Annotated in this window: 19 protein-coding genes and 1 pseudogene; 18 read left to right on the top strand and 2 right to left on the bottom strand. The window is 53.9% G+C overall.

Annotated features, from left to right (window positions below; genetic code table 11):
• Positions 1-4 precede the first annotated feature (4 nt).
• A complete protein-coding gene (locus tag IPM28_07785; GenBank protein MBK9172893.1) occupies positions 5-1,600 on the top strand; it encodes a tetratricopeptide repeat protein in 1,596 nt (531 codons plus the stop codon).
• Between the two features lie 21 nt (positions 1,601-1,621).
• On the opposite strand, the gene IPM28_07780 is transcribed toward IPM28_07785, so the two are convergent.
• On the bottom strand, positions 1,622-1,768 hold the full coding sequence (locus IPM28_07780; protein MBK9172892.1) for a hypothetical protein: 147 nt from the start codon (positions 1,766-1,768) through the stop codon (positions 1,622-1,624).
• Between the two features lie 210 nt (positions 1,769-1,978).
• Between IPM28_07780 and IPM28_07775 the strand changes: the two genes are divergently transcribed.
• From IPM28_07775 to preA, 12 genes and pseudogenes are all read left to right on the top strand, one after another.
• A complete protein-coding gene (locus tag IPM28_07775) occupies positions 1,979-3,490 on the top strand; it encodes an NCS1 family nucleobase:cation symporter-1 (protein MBK9172891.1) in 1,512 nt (503 codons plus the stop codon).
• Positions 3,491-3,558: 68 nt separating this feature from the next.
• Positions 3,559-4,029: a hypothetical protein gene (locus IPM28_07770; GenBank protein ID MBK9172890.1), complete on the top strand. Its 471-nt coding sequence runs from the start codon at positions 3,559-3,561 to the stop codon at positions 4,027-4,029.
• 6 nt (positions 4,030-4,035) lie between these two features.
• A complete protein-coding gene (locus tag IPM28_07765) occupies positions 4,036-4,905 on the top strand; it encodes an acyltransferase (GenBank protein ID MBK9172889.1) in 870 nt (289 codons plus the stop codon).
• Positions 4,902-5,297 (top strand): RidA family protein, encoded by a 396-nt coding sequence (locus IPM28_07760; protein ID MBK9172888.1) that lies wholly within the window; start codon positions 4,902-4,904, stop codon positions 5,295-5,297. Before IPM28_07765 ends, IPM28_07760 begins: the two co-directional genes overlap by 4 nt.
• A 116-nt stretch (positions 5,298-5,413) precedes the next feature.
• The gene (locus IPM28_07755) at positions 5,414-6,814 is read left to right on the top strand and encodes an NAD(P)-dependent oxidoreductase (protein ID MBK9172887.1); all 1,401 of its coding nucleotides are present in this window, start codon (positions 5,414-5,416) and stop codon (positions 6,812-6,814) included.
• 57 nt (positions 6,815-6,871) lie between these two features.
• Positions 6,872-7,663, top strand: a pseudogene (locus IPM28_07750) (AbgT family transporter).
• Positions 7,664-7,705: 42 nt separating this feature from the next.
• Complete coding sequence (locus IPM28_07745) at positions 7,706-8,632, top strand: AbgT family transporter (GenBank protein MBK9172886.1); 927 nt, start codon at positions 7,706-7,708, stop codon at positions 8,630-8,632.
• Positions 8,633-8,647: 15 nt separating this feature from the next.
• The gene (locus tag IPM28_07740) at positions 8,648-8,812 is read left to right on the top strand and encodes a hypothetical protein (GenBank protein MBK9172885.1); all 165 of its coding nucleotides are present in this window, start codon (positions 8,648-8,650) and stop codon (positions 8,810-8,812) included.
• A gap of 62 nt (positions 8,813-8,874) precedes the next feature.
• Positions 8,875-9,159: a BrnT family toxin gene (locus IPM28_07735; GenBank protein ID MBK9172884.1), complete on the top strand. Its 285-nt coding sequence runs from the start codon at positions 8,875-8,877 to the stop codon at positions 9,157-9,159.
• Entirely contained in the window at positions 9,137-9,514 is a 378-nt protein-coding gene (locus tag IPM28_07730; protein MBK9172883.1) for a BrnA antitoxin family protein, read from the top strand. The genes IPM28_07735 and IPM28_07730 overlap by 23 nt, the downstream gene beginning before the upstream one ends.
• A gap of 82 nt (positions 9,515-9,596) precedes the next feature.
• The gene (locus IPM28_07725; GenBank protein MBK9172882.1) at positions 9,597-10,256 is read left to right on the top strand and encodes a hypothetical protein; all 660 of its coding nucleotides are present in this window, start codon (positions 9,597-9,599) and stop codon (positions 10,254-10,256) included.
• Between the two features lie 3 nt (positions 10,257-10,259).
• A complete protein-coding gene (gene preA, locus IPM28_07720) occupies positions 10,260-11,513 on the top strand; it encodes an NAD-dependent dihydropyrimidine dehydrogenase subunit PreA (GenBank protein ID MBK9172881.1) in 1,254 nt (417 codons plus the stop codon).
• Here the strand turns inward: preA and IPM28_07715 are convergent.
• Positions 11,505-12,566, bottom strand: a complete 1,062-nt coding sequence (locus tag IPM28_07715) for a phosphotransferase family protein (protein MBK9172880.1) — start codon at positions 12,564-12,566, stop codon at positions 11,505-11,507. The genes preA and IPM28_07715 overlap by 9 nt on opposite strands.
• Positions 12,567-12,593: 27 nt before the next feature.
• Between IPM28_07715 and IPM28_07710 the strand changes: the two genes are divergently transcribed.
• The 5 genes from IPM28_07710 (at position 12,594) to IPM28_07690 (ending at position 17,498) form a co-directional block, all read left to right on the top strand.
• Positions 12,594-12,917, top strand: coding sequence for a hypothetical protein (locus tag IPM28_07710; GenBank protein MBK9172879.1), 324 nt, complete (start codon positions 12,594-12,596; stop codon positions 12,915-12,917).
• A 43-nt stretch (positions 12,918-12,960) separates the two neighbouring features.
• Positions 12,961-13,914 carry a polysaccharide deacetylase family protein gene (locus IPM28_07705; protein MBK9172878.1) on the top strand — a complete coding sequence of 318 codons (954 nt, stop codon included), beginning with the start codon at positions 12,961-12,963 and terminating at the stop codon, positions 13,912-13,914.
• Between the two features lie 3 nt (positions 13,915-13,917).
• A complete protein-coding gene (locus IPM28_07700) occupies positions 13,918-15,117 on the top strand; it encodes an acyl-CoA dehydrogenase family protein (protein ID MBK9172877.1) in 1,200 nt (399 codons plus the stop codon).
• A gap of 600 nt (positions 15,118-15,717) precedes the next feature.
• On the top strand, positions 15,718-16,770 hold the full coding sequence (pilM, locus tag IPM28_07695; protein MBK9172876.1) for a type IV pilus assembly protein PilM: 1,053 nt from the start codon (positions 15,718-15,720) through the stop codon (positions 16,768-16,770).
• A gap of 5 nt (positions 16,771-16,775) precedes the next feature.
• Positions 16,776-17,498 (top strand): PilN domain-containing protein, encoded by a 723-nt coding sequence (locus IPM28_07690; GenBank protein ID MBK9172875.1) that lies wholly within the window; start codon positions 16,776-16,778, stop codon positions 17,496-17,498.
• Positions 17,499-17,544: the final 46 nt, after the last annotated feature.

Raw genomic sequence — 17,544 nt, 5'->3', positions numbered from 1 at the left:
AGCTATGAAACGATGCCCTGAATGTAGGCGAGATTATTACGACGATACGCTGCTGTATTGCCTCGATGACGGCAATGCGCTGCTCGAAGGGCCGGCGAGTTTTGGCGCGATCGCTCTCGAACCGGCAACCGTACGGTTTCATCCTGCGAATATTGCCGATCTACCGACGCTCAGATACGCCATCGAGCCCCTGGTAATTGAGCAAAAATTGAATTCGATCGCCGTTTTGCCCTTTCGAAACCTCAGCCGCGGCGAAGACGGCGATTACTTTTCGGACGGATTGGCCGAGGAGCTTCTCAACGTGCTCGCCAAGATCAGCGGCTTGAGGGTTGCAGCCAGGACGTCTGCTTTTTCCTTCAAGGACAAGCAGATGACCATCGCCGAGGTTGGCCGGATACTCAATGTCGCGACAGTTCTTGAAGGCAGTGTCCGGGCCGCAGGCGAACGCGTAAGGATCTCAGTTCAGCTCATAAAGGTCGAGGATGGCTTTCAGCTTTGGTCCGAGGCGTACGATCGTACCTTGAATGATATTTTTGCGGTGCAGGACGATATCGCTCAGTCCGTCGTTGAGGAGCTTCGCGGATTGCTTACGGGAATAGAGCCCGATCCGAATCCGAGTGACCTTGTAGTTTCAGAAGTTGCCGAAGCGTTCAAAGGCCGCGCGGATGACCCTGAGGCGCAGCGGCTGTTGCTGCTTGGCCGCTATCGCCTCGACCGAACGACCCGTGAGGATACCGCAAAAGCGATAGAGTGTTTTCAGCAGGCGATCGCGATCGACCCTGAATTTGCACTTGGTTGGGCCGAGCTTGCCCGTGCATTCTCGATCGAGGCCGGAGCCTCGTGGGCGCCCGTCGACGAAGGGTTTGCCCGATCGAGAGAAGCGGTCGAGCGGGCGCTGGCCTTAGAACCCGATCTCGCCGAAGGCCACGCACAAATGGGCCGTATTCAGGCATCTTACGATTGGGACCTGAATGCAGCCGCAATATCGTACGCTCGTGCACTTGAGTTCGCTCCGGGAAGTGCGTCGGCTCTTGACGGAGCCAGTATCCTGGCGTATAAAATGGCAAAATTTGATGAGGCGATGGAGTTGAGCCGACGGGTTCTTGCCCAGGATCCGTTGAGCACCGCCGTTTGGCACAACCTCGGCCTGCTTTGTCACGCGGCCGGATCATTTGACGAGGCAGAGACCGCGTTTCTACGTGCGTTGGAGATCGCTCCGAGACGGTCAGCTACTAACGCCCTTTTAGCTCTTGTATACTTGGACCAAGGGCGTTTCGACGAAGCGTCTGAGAAAGCAAAGTCAGAACCAGACGGCTTCTGGCGATCATGGGCACTCGCCATCATTTACCACCGCCAGGGCGATGTCGAGGCGTCTGACCGTGAATTGGAACGTATCAAGAATGAGGAAACGGCGGGCAATGAATTTCAGATCGCCGAAATTCACGCAATGCGCGGCGAGGCCGATGTCGCGTTCACCTGGCTCGACCGTGCGATCGATCAGCGAGATCCGGGAGTTACGCATGCCAAGGTAGATCCGAGGCTGCGGTCGTTGCAGGGTGACGCGCGCTGGCCCGAATTTTTGGCAGCAGTCGGTTTGTGAACCTCCAGAACCTCGAAGCGTTTACTCGTCGTCCGGGTTCGGTTCTAAAGATATGCCGGTATTTGGTTCACGCAAATTACTGCTTTCCGGAGCCTCTTTCGTATTCGGCTCGCGGTAAGCCTCGACATCAGGTTCGTCTATTGTGTTTGGTTCTCTTGGATCGGCCATGTATTTCTCCGTTTCTTTGATCGGTTTCGAGCAGACCACGAGTTCGAAAAATGTCGCAATTTAGGGAGCTTTCGTAAAAAACAAGCGTGAGCCTTCGGCTGCGGCCAAGTTCGAGTGGTACGTGGAATAACTGTATAACTCCCCGCAAGTGTTGTCAATAAATATTGTTATTGCCGCCGTGGTACTACAGGCGGGACGAGCAGATCATATATGACGGCAACTAATAAAACCCGACCGGATGGCAGCTTCGATCTTGACGACGCGACCTCTTTCGAGATCGAATCATCGCCGCTTTGGAACCGCGATCTCGCACCGACATCGCAGGCGACACGAACGTGGACGACATGGAACATTGCGGCCTTGTGGATCGGGATGAGCGTTGTCATTACGACCTACACGCTGGCTGGCGGGTTCATCGAGGCCGGGATGACGTGGTGGCAGGCCATGATGACCATCCTGCTCGGGAACTGCATCGTACTGATCCCGATGGTCTTGAATGCTCATGCGGGAACGAAGTACGGCGTGTCATTTCCGGTTCTGGCTCGCGCTTCGTTCGGAACCAAAGGCGCGAACATTCCGGCCATCCTTCGGGCGATCGTTGCATGCGGCTGGTTCGGAATTCAAACGTGGATCGGCGGAACCGCGATCGATGCTTTGTTTACGGCACTCTGGAACGGCTGGGCCGGGATCGACTCGATGATCGGCGGGCATCCATTGCACACATGGATGTCATTCTTCCTCTTCTGGATCATTCAGGTTGTGATCATTCTAAAAGGGATCGAAGGGATCAAATATCTTGAATCGTGGACCGCACCGCTTTTGCTGTTCGGCGGCCTTGTCTTGCTGGTTTGGGCAACGAATGCCGCCGGTGGATTGGGGAATGTGCTTACAGGTGTTTCGGTTCTGCAAAAGCAGCAGGCTGATTTCTGGACGATCTTTCCGGGTGCGCTGACAGCATCGGTCGGATATTGGGCGACACTGAGTTTGAATATTCCTGATTTTACGAGATATGCCAAGAGCCAGCGTTCTCAGATGATGGGACAGGCATTGGGATTGCCGACGACGATGACTGCGTTTGCATTCATCGGCGTTGCTGTGACGAGCGCGACGGTGATCATTTACGGCGAGGCGATCCCTGATCCGGTCAAGCTTATTCAAAAATTCGACAGCGTACCCGTGATACTTTTTGCGATGATCGTCATTTTTGCCGCGCAGCTTTCAACAAACATGGCCGCGAACGTCGTGTCGCCATCGAATGATTTCTCGAATCTCAATCCGAAACGGATCTCGTACGTCGCGGGCGGTTTGATCACCGCCGTGATAGGGATCGTGATGATGCCGTGGCAATTGATGTCTTCGATGGGGGCATACATTTTTACGTGGCTGATCGGATATTCCGGCTTAATGGGCGCGATCGGCGGCATTTTGATCTGCGATTATTTTCTAATCCGGAAGAAGCATCTGGAACTTGCCGAACTCTTTAAAACGGATGGCATATATTCCTACGGCAGCGGCTTTAATTGGCGTGCGATAGTTGCCCTGGTTGTCGCTATCGCTCCTGTCGTTCCGGGATTTTTACGAGCAGCAACGACACCGGGTGGTCAGGTTGCCGATCCCAATTTCTTTGACACGCTTTACACTTATGCCTGGTTCGTTACGTTCGGAATCGCTTTTGTGTTGTATCATCTGCTAATGAGTTTTCGCACTCTACGGTCTTCTTGACGGCAATTGGCCTGAACGGTGAACGCTCTATCCATCGAAACGATTTCTGTTCCCGGAGGTAATTCAATATGTCAGTACCGCTAAACGCGCAAAGACTCGACGTGAGAGAAAGCAAGCTTACAAAGATCCTGATGATCTTGCTTGGTGTTTTCTTCGTGCCAATAGGCATCGTTTTTATTTTCAACGGCATTCAGGGTGGAAAGGTTGTCCCGCTTGGGCTTGGTGCCGCGCTGATATTGACTTTTGTCGTTATATTTTTTCTTATGACGCGTGCGACATCAAAGGGCGTCAAGTATTTTTCGGAAAGCGGGATCGGCCTGGCAGGTGGGGGTGAGATCCCCTACTCCGAACTCCGAAGCGTTGTCGATACAATGGCGATGCGATCTGCAACAAAAAAGGGGCTTTGGCGTACGGAACTCCGCTTCAAAGACGGCAGTGCAGCGTGGCTGATACCGAACAAGATATCCAATTTCGATGAGGTTCATGCCTTTGTTCGCGGCCTGCCGTGTGAGCAAAGCCAGGAAGACGCACGGGGATAGATAACTATGTCAAGAACGATCAAAGCAGGCCTTATACAGGCACATAACGTTGCACCGGTCGATGCGTCGATCGACGAGATCAAAAAGGCGAATATCGATAATCAAATGAAGTTTATCGAATCGGCCGCAAACCAGGGCGTGCAAATGCTCTGCTTTCAAGAGATCTTCACGACACCGTATTTCTGTGCCGAGCAGCAAACTCGCTGGTACGATGCGGTCGAGAAAGTCCCCGATGGCCCGACCGTCAAGCTTATGCAGGACGTCGCAAAGCAATTTGGTATGGTGCTGATCGTTCCGATCTATGAGGAAGAGATCTCAGGGATCTATTACAACACCGCGGCGGTGATCGACGCGGACGGGAAGTACCTGGGCAAATACCGCAAGACCCACATCCCGCACGTGGCTCCCGGTTTCTGGGAAAAGTTCTATTTCCGCCCGGGGAATCTTGGCTATCCGTGTTTCGATACGGCATTCGCACGCATCGGCGTTTACATCTGCTATGACAGGCATTTTCCGGAAGGCGCCCGTTGTCTTGGGCTGAACGGTGCGGAGATCATCTTCAATCCGTCAGCGACGGTCGCTGGGCTTAGCGAATATCTGTGGAAACTCGAGCAGCCGGCGCACGCCGTCGCGAACGGATACTTCGTCGGCGCGATCAATCGGGTCGGCACCGAGGCTCCGTGGAACATCGGTGAATTTTACGGACAAAGTTATTTCTGCGATCCGCGTGGCCAGATCATTGCGGAAGGCAGCCGAGATCAGGACGAGCTTATCGTTGCAGAACTCGACATGGAAAAGATCCGCGAGGTCCGCAACACATGGCAATTCTTCCGCGATCGCCGGCCGGATCTTTATGGGCCGATCGTAGCTGATTGAACATTGTGCAGCATAGAGAGCGATATTCGTCGGGAGCAAAATGGGAATCGATCGTCGGCTATTCGCGCGCTGTAAGGGTTGGCGACCGCATCTATGTCACCGGCACCACTGCGACCGATGAAAACAGCAGGATCGTCGGCGTTGGCGATGCATACGCTCAGACTGTTCAGTGCATCTTAAATATCGAACGAGCATTAAAGCACTTTGACGCAAGTCTCGAAAACATCGTCCGCACGCGGATGTTCGTAACCGACATCTCCAAATGGCAGGAATTTGGTCGGGGCCACGGCGAGTATTTTGGTGAGATCATGCCCGCGACAACGATGGTCGAAGTTTCAAGATTGATCGACCCCGATATGCTGATCGAAATAGAAGCCGACGCCGAACTATAGGCGGAGATACGAGCCGTAAAGAGTGTGCCCGACGGCGTCCGGGCACGATCGATAAACATCCGCACGACTGTTCGAGAGACACATTCGCCACCGGTCGTGTTGCCGCATAAATTGATATGCCCGATAATTTCCGATCACCTCTGAGCGTTGGTGAGATCGAGGCGAATTTCGCCGAGATAGATCCTGCAATGACTCCGGCCGAGGCCGCGGTCGAAGCTGGCCGCTGCCTCTATTGTTACGATGCGCCGTGCATGCACGCCTGCCCGACGCACATCGACATTCCGTCCTTCATAAAGAAGATCGCGAGCGGCAATCTGAGCGGTTCGGCTCGCGTCATTTTTGATGCAAACCCGATCGGGGCGACATGTGCGCGTGTCTGCCCGGTGGATGTCTTGTGTGAAGGTGCATGCGTCGAGAAAACATTGGTGCAGAAACCGATCGAGATCGGGCGCCTTCAGCGTTACGCTACCGACCACGCCCTCTCCAGCGACAAGCAGATATTCACCAAGGGCGAATCGAACGGAAAGTCTGTCGGTATCATAGGCAGCGGTCCGGCGGGCCTTTCGTGTGCTATGTACCTCGCGAGGCTCGGCTATGACGTCACGATCTACGATCGAAACGAAAAGCCGGGCGGGCTCGACACCTACGGTATGGCCGAATACAAAATGTCGCAGGCAGATTCGCTTGCTGAGGTCGGTCAGATCGAGGCTTTGGGCGTTTTGATCCGGACGAACACGCGTATCGTGGGCGATCTATCGCAGCCATCGGCGTCCATTGGCGGATCGGAACCGGAGAAAGTTGAAGAATTCCGAATGCAAAAAGATGTTCCCATCCGGGAACTTCGCGATTCCCACGATGTTCTTTTTCTCGCGGTCGGCATTGGCGAAACCCGAAAACTGGGTATCGAGGGCGAAGAGCTTGACGGCGTATTGGATGCGCTCGAGTTCATTCGACAGATAAAAACGCGCAATTGGAAGGACATTCGGATCGGCAGAAACGTGGCCGTGATCGGGGCCGGAAACACCGCGATCGATGCCGTGACACAGGCGAAACGGCTTGGGGCCGAGCGCGTGACACTGATATATCGCCGGGCAGAAAAAGATGCTCCTGCCTACGCGTATGAGATGGAATTGGCAAAGAAGGACGGCGTGGAATTCCTCTGGAACACCATGCCGACAGCTATCGGCGGCGTTGGTCTTTTATCGTCACTCCGGGTCAGCGGTCCGGAAGGCGAATACGAGATACCGTGCGACATGGTCATAAAGGCGATCGGGCAAACTAAAATGACGCCGTTCTTTTCAGAGGTCTGCGGCATTGCGACCGACGAACTAGGACGAGTTGTCGTCAACGAGCGAATGCAGACCACCGACCCGATGATCTTTGCCGGCGGCGATTGCGTGAACGGCGGTGCTGAGGCTGTCGATGCCGCGCAGATGGGCAAGCTTGCTGCGATCGGCATACATCGCCAGCTGTTCGCCGAAGATGTGGAATTTGCCGGTTCGGCGATTACAAAGTAATATTCTTGGAAATAAATCTAAGCCCATTCTCCCGCGGCAATTTCGTAAATTGTAACTATGGAAAATGAAAACGGTTCAGCCGAAGTCATCAAATCTACAAGTTTTGTCGAGAAGGCTCTGGATCTGATCGAACGGGTCGGAAACAAACTGCCAGATCCTGCCGCGCTTTTCCTTTTGTTGCTTTTCGTTGTCTGGATACTCTCAGCGATCCTCTCGACAATGACATTTGCCGAGATCGATCCGAGGTCAGGGAAAGCGCTGGTAATAAACAACCAGATGACCGGCACGGCCATCGCGGCATTTTTGTCGAACATGGTCACGACCTTTACGAGCTTTCATCCGCTTGGTGTCGTACTCGTCGCGCTCCTTGGCGTCGGCGTCGCCGAGCATACCGGATTCATAAATGCATCGCTTAAAGGACTGCTGAGCTTCACGTCGCCGGCATTGCTGACGCCGATGATCATTTTCGTCGGCATCATCAGCCATACGGCCGCCGATGCCGGGTACGTTCTGGTCATCCCGCTCGGGGGCGTGATCTTCTATTCGGCTGGCCGGCATCCGCTGGCCGGGATCGCCGCGGCATTCGCCGGCGTTTCCGGCGGCTTCAGCGCAAACTTCATTCCGGCCAGCCTTGATCCGCTTTTGGCTGGATTAACACAGTCAGGTGCACAGATCATTAATGCGTCATACGTCGTAAACCCGCTCTCTAATTGGTACTTCACTGCATCGTCGACATTGATGCTCGTCGGGGTGGGCTGGTTCCTTACCGACAAGATCATCGAGCCGCGACTCCGTAAGACCGCAGAGATCGACGGCGATCCCGATGAAATGCCAAAGATGGAAGAACTCGGAGCGGCGGAGCGAAAAGGGTTGATCGCAGGGCTTGCTGCGATGCTGATCGGCATCGGCATCCTGGTGGCCGTGTCGATCCCTGAGAATTCGCCCATGCGTTCGGCTCCCGGTTTTCGCGTCTCACAGGCATCTGTCGATCGATTGAGAGCTTCGGGCGTACCTGACGACGTGCTTGCGAAAGCGGCCCCGATAGTCGGGCAGGAGATATTCGGAAAGACCGCCTACGACAATGCGTTGAAATCCCGCCTTGGCGAGGAGAACGCAAAGAAATACGGCGAGGCGTTCCAACAGAATGCCGAGCCGGTTTCGCCGCAGTTGACGGCTTCGTCGGCACCGCTGATGCTCTCGATCGTTTCTCTTATTTTCTTGCTGTTCCTGATACCGGGCATCGTTCACGGCTATGTAGCCGGAACGGTCAAGAGCCATAAGGACATTGTTCAGGGAATGAGCAAGACGATGAGCACGATGGGCTACTACATCGTTCTCGCATTCTTTGCGTCGCTCTTTATCGCCGCATTCGGGCAATCTAATCTCGGCGCGTTGCTCGCCCTTAAAGGCGCTGGTGCGCTGCAGTCGTTGGCACTTCCGCCGCAGGTTACTATCATCGGCATAATTTTGCTCACTGCATTTGTTAATTTGCTGATCGGCTCGGCATCGGCCAAATGGGCATTGCTTGCTCCGATATTTGTTCCTCTTTTAATGCAATTGGGTATGTCGCCCGAATTGGCTCAGGCCGCGTACCGGATCGGCGATTCGACGACCAATATCATCACACCGCTGATGCCCTATTTCCCGCTCGTCGTCGTTTTTGCTCAAAGATATGTGAAGAACACCGGGATCGGGACCCTCGTGTCATTGATGCTGCCTTACACGGTCGTATTCATGATCACGTGGATCATCTTTCTTATTATTTATTGGGCACTCGGCATACCGCTTGGCATTCAAGCACCATATACATATCCGTAGATCGGAGGCGCGAATATGCAAAGAAATGACATAGACCAGGAACCTGAACATGAAGACACGGTCGACGAAACCGGTGTTCCGCCTGAAGAAGCTGTTCACCCCGTTCCCGGCATCCATCATGAACACGAACCCGACGCCGAGAACATAATGCCGGCGGAAGACCAGCCAGGGACATTCTAGCCCCGACGGAGAAGGTCCCGGCAAATATCTTGATATATCCATACATGTAGGTATACTAGTCAATGGAGTTTGAATGGGACCCGCGAAAAGCCGAAGCGAATTTCAAAAAGCACGGCGTTTCGTTTACTGAGGCTGTCGAAGCGTTCTACGACCCATTCGCTGTGGATGATATTGACGATGCCCATTCCTCCGATGAAGAGCAGCGATTCACATTGATCGGCCGGTCGGATGTTCGGCTTTTGATAGTTGCTCACACTATCAAGGGCAGCGATAAGATCCGCATAATCTCAGCTCGAAAGGCGAGCCGGACTGAATCCAGGATATATGAGGAAGCAAAAAAGTTCTGAGAAAGAAGTTCTCTTCGAAATGACGCAGGAAGAGTACGATAAGGGCCTGGCGAAAGGTTGGGACGCTGACGACATGATGCCCGTCGGTGTTCACAAGTTTCGACGCTCGCGTTGGGCCGAAAAATTGAATAAGAGCAATAAGGTCAAGGTTTCGATCTACCTCGATGGGGAAGTACTCGATTACTTCAAGCAACGCGCTGAGCAACCGAACGCAGCTCCCTATCAAACGCAGATCAACAACGAACTTAGGAAAGTGATGGAAAATCGTTCTTCCGACACGGAGTCGGTCGGGCAGGATATTCTGAACAACAAGAAGTTTTTGAAGGCGTTGAAGAAGAAGCTGGAAGGGGTTTAAAGGACTCGAGTAGGTTTGGGAACAATATTCCTTTTCGCGCGTCTATATTCTATAGATTAGGCTCCGTTACCCAAATGCCATTATGAAAAGATCGATCCTTACTATAGTCATTGCTCTTTCGTTGTCTTCCAATCTCATCGCAAAGTGGGCATTGATATCGACTGCGGAGCTTGTAAAGGATTCTGATTTGATCCTGGTCGGCACGTTACAAAACGTTAGCGAATTCACTCGGGACAATGTCGACTATTCTGAAGGGTTCATTGTCGTCGAGAAAGTGATCGCAGGAAATGATAAAACAACGTCCGGCGACATACTTAAGTCCGGCGATAAGATCTTTATCAAGTGGCAAAACTCGTCGATGATCGCCTGTCCTCGTGTTGAACATAAAGGTGATGAAAACGTTAAGGGGATCTGGCTTCTGGAAGTAGAAAGCGATGGCACAGTAAGCTCGGATTATCCCTGGCGATTTAGTGAGCTCGACGAATTGGATAAACTATCGAAGGTTGTTCGCGAGACAAAGCTTAGGAGGAGCCTTACTAGGCTCGCTGTAGTTGACGAAATGCTGACAAATAGTAACGAGGAGCGGCCGAGTACAACAGAAAACGAGCTAGGAGAAGTACCGGTCGAGGTAAGGTCAACGCCGCCATCATCCGAGTATTCGCTATTCGACGCGGGTTTGGTTTTGGTACTTTGCACTTTCCTTTACTATCTACTTTATCGAAGTAGGTTTAGAATCCGATAACGTATGGCAGATCTACGTATCAACTTCGCCGGGATCAAGTCACCAAATCCATTCTGGCTCGCGTCGGCGCCGCCGACGAATATGGGTTCGATGATCGAGCGCGCGTTTGATGCGGGTTGGGGCGGTGCGGTTTGGAAGACGTTGGGTGAACCGATCGTAAATGTTTCGTCGCGGTTGGCGGCGATCGATCACGGGTCGACGCGGATGATCGGGCTCAACAACATCGAGCTGATCACCGACCGGCCGCTTGAGGTCAACCTGAAAGAGGTCGCCGAGTGCAAAAAGAAATATCCGAACCACGCGGTCATCGTGTCGCTGATGGTCGAGTCAAAAAGGGAAGCATGGCACGAGATCGTCAAGCGGTCACAGGACACCGGATGCGACGGGTTTGAACTGAATTTCGGCTGCCCGCATGGCATGAGCGAACGCGGAATGGGAGCCGCGATGGGCCAGGTGCCTGAATACACCTGCATGGTGACGGAATGGGTGAAAGAGGTCAGCGAAATACCGGTGATCGTAAAACTGACACCGAACGTCGCCCATATCGGGCCGCCGGGACGTGCGGCGATGAAAGGCGGTGCCGATGCGGTTTCGCTGATAAACACGATCAACTCGGTGATCGGCGTCGATATCGACACGCTTGTTCCGTATCCAAACGTTAATGGGAAAGCGGCCCACGGCGGTTACTGCGGGCCGGCGGTCAAACCCATAGCGTTGAATATGGTGAGCGAGCTTGCACGCGATCCGGAGTTCAACATCCCGATCAGCGGCATCGGTGGTATTTCGACATGGCGCGACGCGGTGGAGTTCATGCTGCTCGGTGCCGGCAACGTTCAGGTATGCACGGCGGTGATGCATTACGGGTATCGCATCGTCGAAGACATGATCGACGGCTTGAACACGTATCTCGACGAGAAAGGCTTCGCCTCGGTCAACGACATCGTCGGCAAGTCCGTCAACCGCGTAACCGACTGGGGCAACCTCGATCTGAACTACGACGTCAAGGCCCACGTCAACGAAGAGCACTGCATCCGATGCAACCTCTGCTACATCGCCTGCGAGGACGGCGCCCACCAGTCGTTCGAATTCGTCCAATCCAACGGCCATCGCTACCCGCGAGTGATAGAAGAAGAATGTGTCGGCTGCAACCTCTGCGCTCTTGTCTGTCCATCACCTGGTGCGATCACAATGCTGCGCCGCGACGATGGGTCAAATCCCCAAACGTGGAAGCAGCGAACAGGCGGCGATTCAAACTGAGCGTTTTTGAATAGTGTGCCCGGCAATGCGACCGAGAGCGCAGACGAAGCGGTCAAAGTTTGCGAATCGCTTGTCCTGAGTAAGTCCTTTTACATATCTCGCATAGATCTGCTGAGCGATCACGGCGATCTTAAAGGTCCCAAAGACGTAGTAGTAGAGAATGTTCGACACGTCCCGGCCCGAAATTTCCGCGTACATTTCCACCAACTCTCTTCGCGAAACGTTCTTCATAAGCACATACGGATTGAATGGCATCCGCATCATTTCTTCACCGGCGTCGGCTGATATCCAATAGCCGAGCGTGGTTCCGAGGTCCATCAAGGGGTCGCCGACCGTGACCATCTCCCAATCGAGCACTGCTGTGATACGCGTCAGGTCATCGGGGTCGAGCATCACGTTGTCGAACTTGTAATCGTTGTGAATGAGTGAGGCACCGGATTCGGGCGGAATGTTGGCATTGAGCCATTCGATCGCCGCTTCGAGTTCCGGATGCTCATCGGTCTTCGCCGCAAAGTATCGCTTCGTCCAGCCCTCGACCTGCCGGCGCGGATAGCCCTCAGGCCGTCCGAGATCGCCGAGGCCCGCCGCCGCATAGTTCAGGTTGTGCAGGTCCGCAAGATTGCCGATAAATGCCCGACAAACCGACCGCTGCAACTCTGACGAATTCTCCATCTCCGGGGGAGCGGCTCCGCGAATGATCAGACCCCGCCGCCTCTCCATAAGGTAGAACTCTGATCCGATCACGTCATTGTCATCGCAAAAAAGAAGCGGCTTCGGAGCCGCGGTATAAACCGCCGAGAGTTTTGACAAGACATCATACTCACGCCGCATGTCATGGGCAGTCTTGACCGTGTTGCCATAAGGCGGACGGCGGAGAACGAATTCTTCATCGCCGATCGTGATCAGGTAGGTCAGGTTCGAGCTCCCGCCGGGAAACTGCCGCACGCCAACCTCGGTCTGAACCCCGCCGATCCGAGCGTTGACGTACACTCCCAATTTGGCTGTCTCGATGCCTTCACGCGGTGCTATGGTTTCGTTGATCGACTCGGTCATTCGCTCGATTATAGGACAGTCCGCCGAATGGCGCTAAAATGCCCTCTGATGACCTCGATCAGCACACCGGTCTGGCGGCTCACCGGCCTCAGAGACAGCGAGCCAGGCACGCTTAGCCTTTCCAACGGACGCTTGAGTTACATTGAGGACGACAGCCCTCGATTCGACGTACCGATCGACGAAATAAGCGGCATTACCTTTCCGTGGTATTACTTCGGCGGCGGGTTCAAGTTTTGTGTAGGCGGCGAGGAGTATCGATTCTCCCTCGTCGAGCCGCATAACGAGTTCGCTGACATTCGCACCGGGCGTTCGTGGGGAAAACGATGGAAGGATGCCCTCGGCCGGCGATGAGGGCAGATTACGCCTCGCGGGGCACCTGTGCTAACTTACTCGAATGTATCAAATGGGGCGGGCCTCCGTCGTTCGGCCGAAATATCTCTTTCTGTTCCTTCTGTCGCTTGCAATGTCGGCAGCCGCGGCCGCTCAGCCCGCGAATCGCTCGGTCGCGGTCACATTTGACGACCTTCCAGCGACCCACGGCGGTCTGGCTGAATATGAATACGTTACCGAAAACCTTCTTTCGAAACTCAAGGCCGCCCGTGTCCCTGCGATCGGATTCGTTAATGAGCGAAAACTATTTGTCGTTGGCGAGATCGACCGGCGAACCGCATTGCTAAAACGTTGGCTCGATGATGGCCATGAGCTGGGCAACCACTCCTTCTCTCACATTCAGATCGACCGTGCATCATTCGAGCAATACGCCGAAGACGTCGTCCGCGGCGAGACGGTAACGCGAATGCTTCTTGATGCAAAAGGCAAGAAACTTCGCTATTACCGCCACACCCAACTCAGAACCGGGCCCACCGAAGAGTACCGCAAACAGCTTAACGACTTTCTCTCCCGCCGCGGTTACATCACCGCTCCGGTCACTGTCGATAACAATGATTACGTTTATGCGATGGCCTACGCGAATGCAAAGCAGAGAGGTGATATGCAGTCCGCCGAGAAGATCGTCGCCTCGTACATCGAATACATGGATAAGGTCTTCGATCATTTTGAAAAGATCAGCGTGGAGCTGCTCGGATATGAGGTCAAACAGACCCTCCTTCTTCACGCTAACGAATTGAATGCTGACCATTTTGACAAACTCGCTGCAATGATTCGAAAGCGAGGATATTCCTTCATAACATTGGACGAGGCCCTTGCCGACCCGGCGTACAAACTCCCCGAGGCCATTTCTTCCCGGGGGCTGTCATGGATTCATCGCTGGACGATCGCAAAAGGTAAGCCGATGCGCGAAGAGCCCTTAGAGCCGGGATGGCTGGCACCGCTTGCGAGGACGAACTAACACATGGATTTCGAATATTCCGAAAAAGCAAACGAATTCAGGGGACGGCTTTTGGCGTTCATGGACGAGCATATCTATCCGAACGAGCAGAGGTATCTTGACGAGATAAACTCGGGCGACCGCTGGGAGCCGAGCCGCGTGATCGAAGACCTCAAAGTAAAGGCCCGGAACGCGAGACTGTGGAACCTGTTCCTCCCGGACATATCCGGTCTTTCAAATCTCGAATACGCACCGTTGGCTGAGATAATGGGCCGTGTGACCTGGGCAAGCGAGGTTTTCAATTGTTCCGCGCCCGACACCGGCAATATGGAGGTGCTGCATCTCTACGGGACCGACGAGCAGAAGGAAGCTTGGTTAGAGCCTTTGCTGTCCGGCGAGATCCGTTCATGTTTTGCGATGACCGAACCGGAAGTTGCCTCGAGCGATGCGACGAACATCGAGGCGTCGATAGTTGCCGACGGCGATGAATATGTGCTTAACGGCAAAAAGTGGTGGTCGACCGGCGCCGGCGATCCCAGATGCAGACTTGCCATTTTCATGGGCAAAACTGACCCATTCGCTTCGCGATACCGTCAGCAATCCATGATCCTTGTGCCGATGGACACCGAGGGTGTTGTCGTCCGGCGATTGCTCAGTGTTTTCGGGTACGATGATGCGCCGAACGGCCACGCCGAGATCACCTTCACCAATGTCCGCGTTCCCAGATCGAATCTGCTTTTAGGCGAAGGACGCGGTTTCGAGATCGCCCAGGGACGGCTCGGGCCGGGGCGTGTACATCATTGTATGCGGTTGATCGGTGTGGCCGAGCGTTCCTTAGAGCTATTGATAACGCGCGGTATGGACCGTGTCGCCTTCGGCAAGCCCATCGCTGACCGGGGCGTCATTCGCCAATGGATAGCCGAATCGCGGATGGCGATCGACCAGGCTCGTTTATTAGTGCTCAAAGCAGCGTGGATGATGGATACGGTCGGAAATAAGGCCGCACAAAAAGAGATCGCGATGATCAAAGCCGCGGTTCCGCAGATGGCTCTGAAGGTGATCGACCGTGCGATCCAGGTCCACGGCGGAGGCGGAGTCTCTCAGGATTTCCCGCTTGCTGCGTTTTGGACCTACGCACGTTCGCTCAGGCTCGCCGACGGCCCTGATGAGGTCCATCTCGAATCGATCGCAAAGATGGAGATCAGGACCAGGCACGGTTCGTAGAGTCGTCTAACCTTTTGCTCTCCCGGTTTGTTTCACCCAAGCCGATGTCACAAAGATTGTCATGATCGGTGTTCCATCGAATGCCGCGGGCGACCGATGACGGTTCATTCATTCTGTTCTAAGAAAGCTGTTCGAACATTTTTGCCTTCCAGCCGAAAGAAATTCGGTCAGCCTGAAATAACGCAACATATCGGATCTGCGGAAAGGCCCGTAAATACGAGCATCGGTCATTCTGAATATTTTTCTTTCAACAATCGTTCAACAGTGCAAAAAAGTGTTGACAGATGTTGACCATTCCTGTAACTTAATCACTTGACGGTGCTGAATGACCGTTTCCCTTCGCCACCCGATGCGAAAACTTTTTCTGAAATACAACATCCTGCGACGGCGTTTCTAACGCCGTCACAAACATCCGGAAAGGAACGGCTGCGAATCACTGCCTTCAGTTGGCCTGTCTGTGAACGTCCTTCCGATGCTGTAGATCAAAAGGTGGCAAAGTTCCCCGAGTGCAACGCAGCCGTTCCGATCCGATGTATCCAAAAAATCCCTAGAACAATATAAAGATCATTGGCATTAGAGCCGTGAAGGAGCAAGAAGAAAATGCTGTTCGGTAAAAAGAAAAGCGCAGCCGGTCTGGATATCGGATCGAGCTCTGTCAAAATGGTCGAGCTCGACGGCAAAGCAAACAGCCTTAACCTCGTCAGCCTCGGTTATCAGAATCTACCCGACGAAACGATCATCGATGGACAGATAATGGAGCTCAACGCCGTTTCTGACGCTATCCAGAACGTTTGCAGCAGCAACGGTGTGAATGCCGACCTCGTCGTAACGGGCGTCAGCGGCCATTCGGTCATCATCAAGAACATCATCTTGCCGCCGATGAGCCAGGAAGAACTCGAAGAATCGATCGATTGGCATGCCGAGGAGCATATTCCGTATGACCTATCCGACGTCAGCCTCGATTATCAGATCACCGCTTCAAACTCCGATTCTACACATGTTCTGATCGCCGCTTGCAAACGCGAGCGTATCGACAATATCCGTCAGGCGGTCCAACTTGCCGGCAAAGAGCCGTACGTCATCGACGTCGATACATTTGCCCTCCAGAATTGTTACGAGCTGAACTATCAGCCGACCGACTCGCAGGTCGTCACGCTGCTCAATATCGGAGCATCGACGATGAACGTGAATATCGTCAAAGGAACGAGATCGCTCTTTTCGCGTGACATAACGGTCGGCGGCAGCCAGTTCACAGACGTTTTACAGCGAAGCCTCGGACTCAGCTTCCAACAGGCCGAGGCCGTCAAGCGTGGAGTCAATAACGCCGTCGAAGGTGTTGAAGAGACCGCGATCGAACCGCTTATCAGCAACGTGACCGAGATCGTTGCAATGGAAATTCAAAAAACATTCGATTTTTACCGTGCCACGACCGAAGACAACGAGACCATCGTCCAGAAGATCCTTATCTCGGGCGGCGGATCGAAGCTGACCGGCCTGGCACAGGATCTATCGGCACGGCTCGAATTGCCGGTAGAGGTGCTTGATCCTTTCCGCAACATCAAGGTCGACGCACGTAAATTCGATCCCGATTACCTGAGCGAAATCATGCCCGAAATGGCTGTTGCCGTTGGCCTGGCGATGAGGGGAGTTTAATAACCATGATCAAAATAAACCTACTGAATTCAGTAACTGAACGTCAGGGCGGCGCTGTCGTCGCGGTCGACCGCAAGGTCGGCAGCCCGGCTTCGCGACTCCTTTTGATGTCGCTCGCTACGGCATTCCTGCTCGCGGCCGTTGTCGGATGGGATGTTATCAGTTCGCAAATGGCCAAAACCGATGCCGAGCGAAGGCTGGCTGAACAGAAGCAGATCGCTGCCGAGCTCGAGGTCGTGATGAAAGAACAGCGAGAGCTTGAACAGAAGATACAGCAGATCGATATGCGTATCGAGGCGATCAAGAATCTGAGGGCAAAACAGGCGGGTCCGAGTGCGGTGCTTGAAGCAATGCGAGAGCGTATCGCCATGGTTCCCGGACTATACCTTCAGAGTATCGAACAGGCCGGCGATCAGGTGATCATCAAAGGCAACTCGCCCGACGAAGCCGCGGTCACCCAGTTCGGTCGCAGCCTCGAATTCTCGAACGGCTTGTTCTCGAACCTCAACATCGAGACGCAGCGTCAGGAGGTCGTCAATCAGATGGCTTCGGTCCCGGCGGGCGGCGGCGAACAGCCAAAGGTCAATGTCGTCGATTTCACGATCAAGACCGCATATACGCCCTCGAAGGCAGCCGGAGCCAACAATCCGATGCCGACGAATGCATCGGCCGCACCTGGAGGCCCAGCAGCTCAGTCTGCCGGCCAGCCGCAAGTAGCTAAGAACTGATCGGACCTTTTCGGTCAATACGAATTGTTGATCTTACGAAAGAGAA

It is taken from the genome of Chloracidobacterium sp., assembly GCA_016716305.1.
Classification (GTDB): Bacteria; Acidobacteriota; Blastocatellia; order Pyrinomonadales; family Pyrinomonadaceae; genus OLB17.
This window is presented reverse-complemented; position numbering and strand designations above follow the sequence as displayed.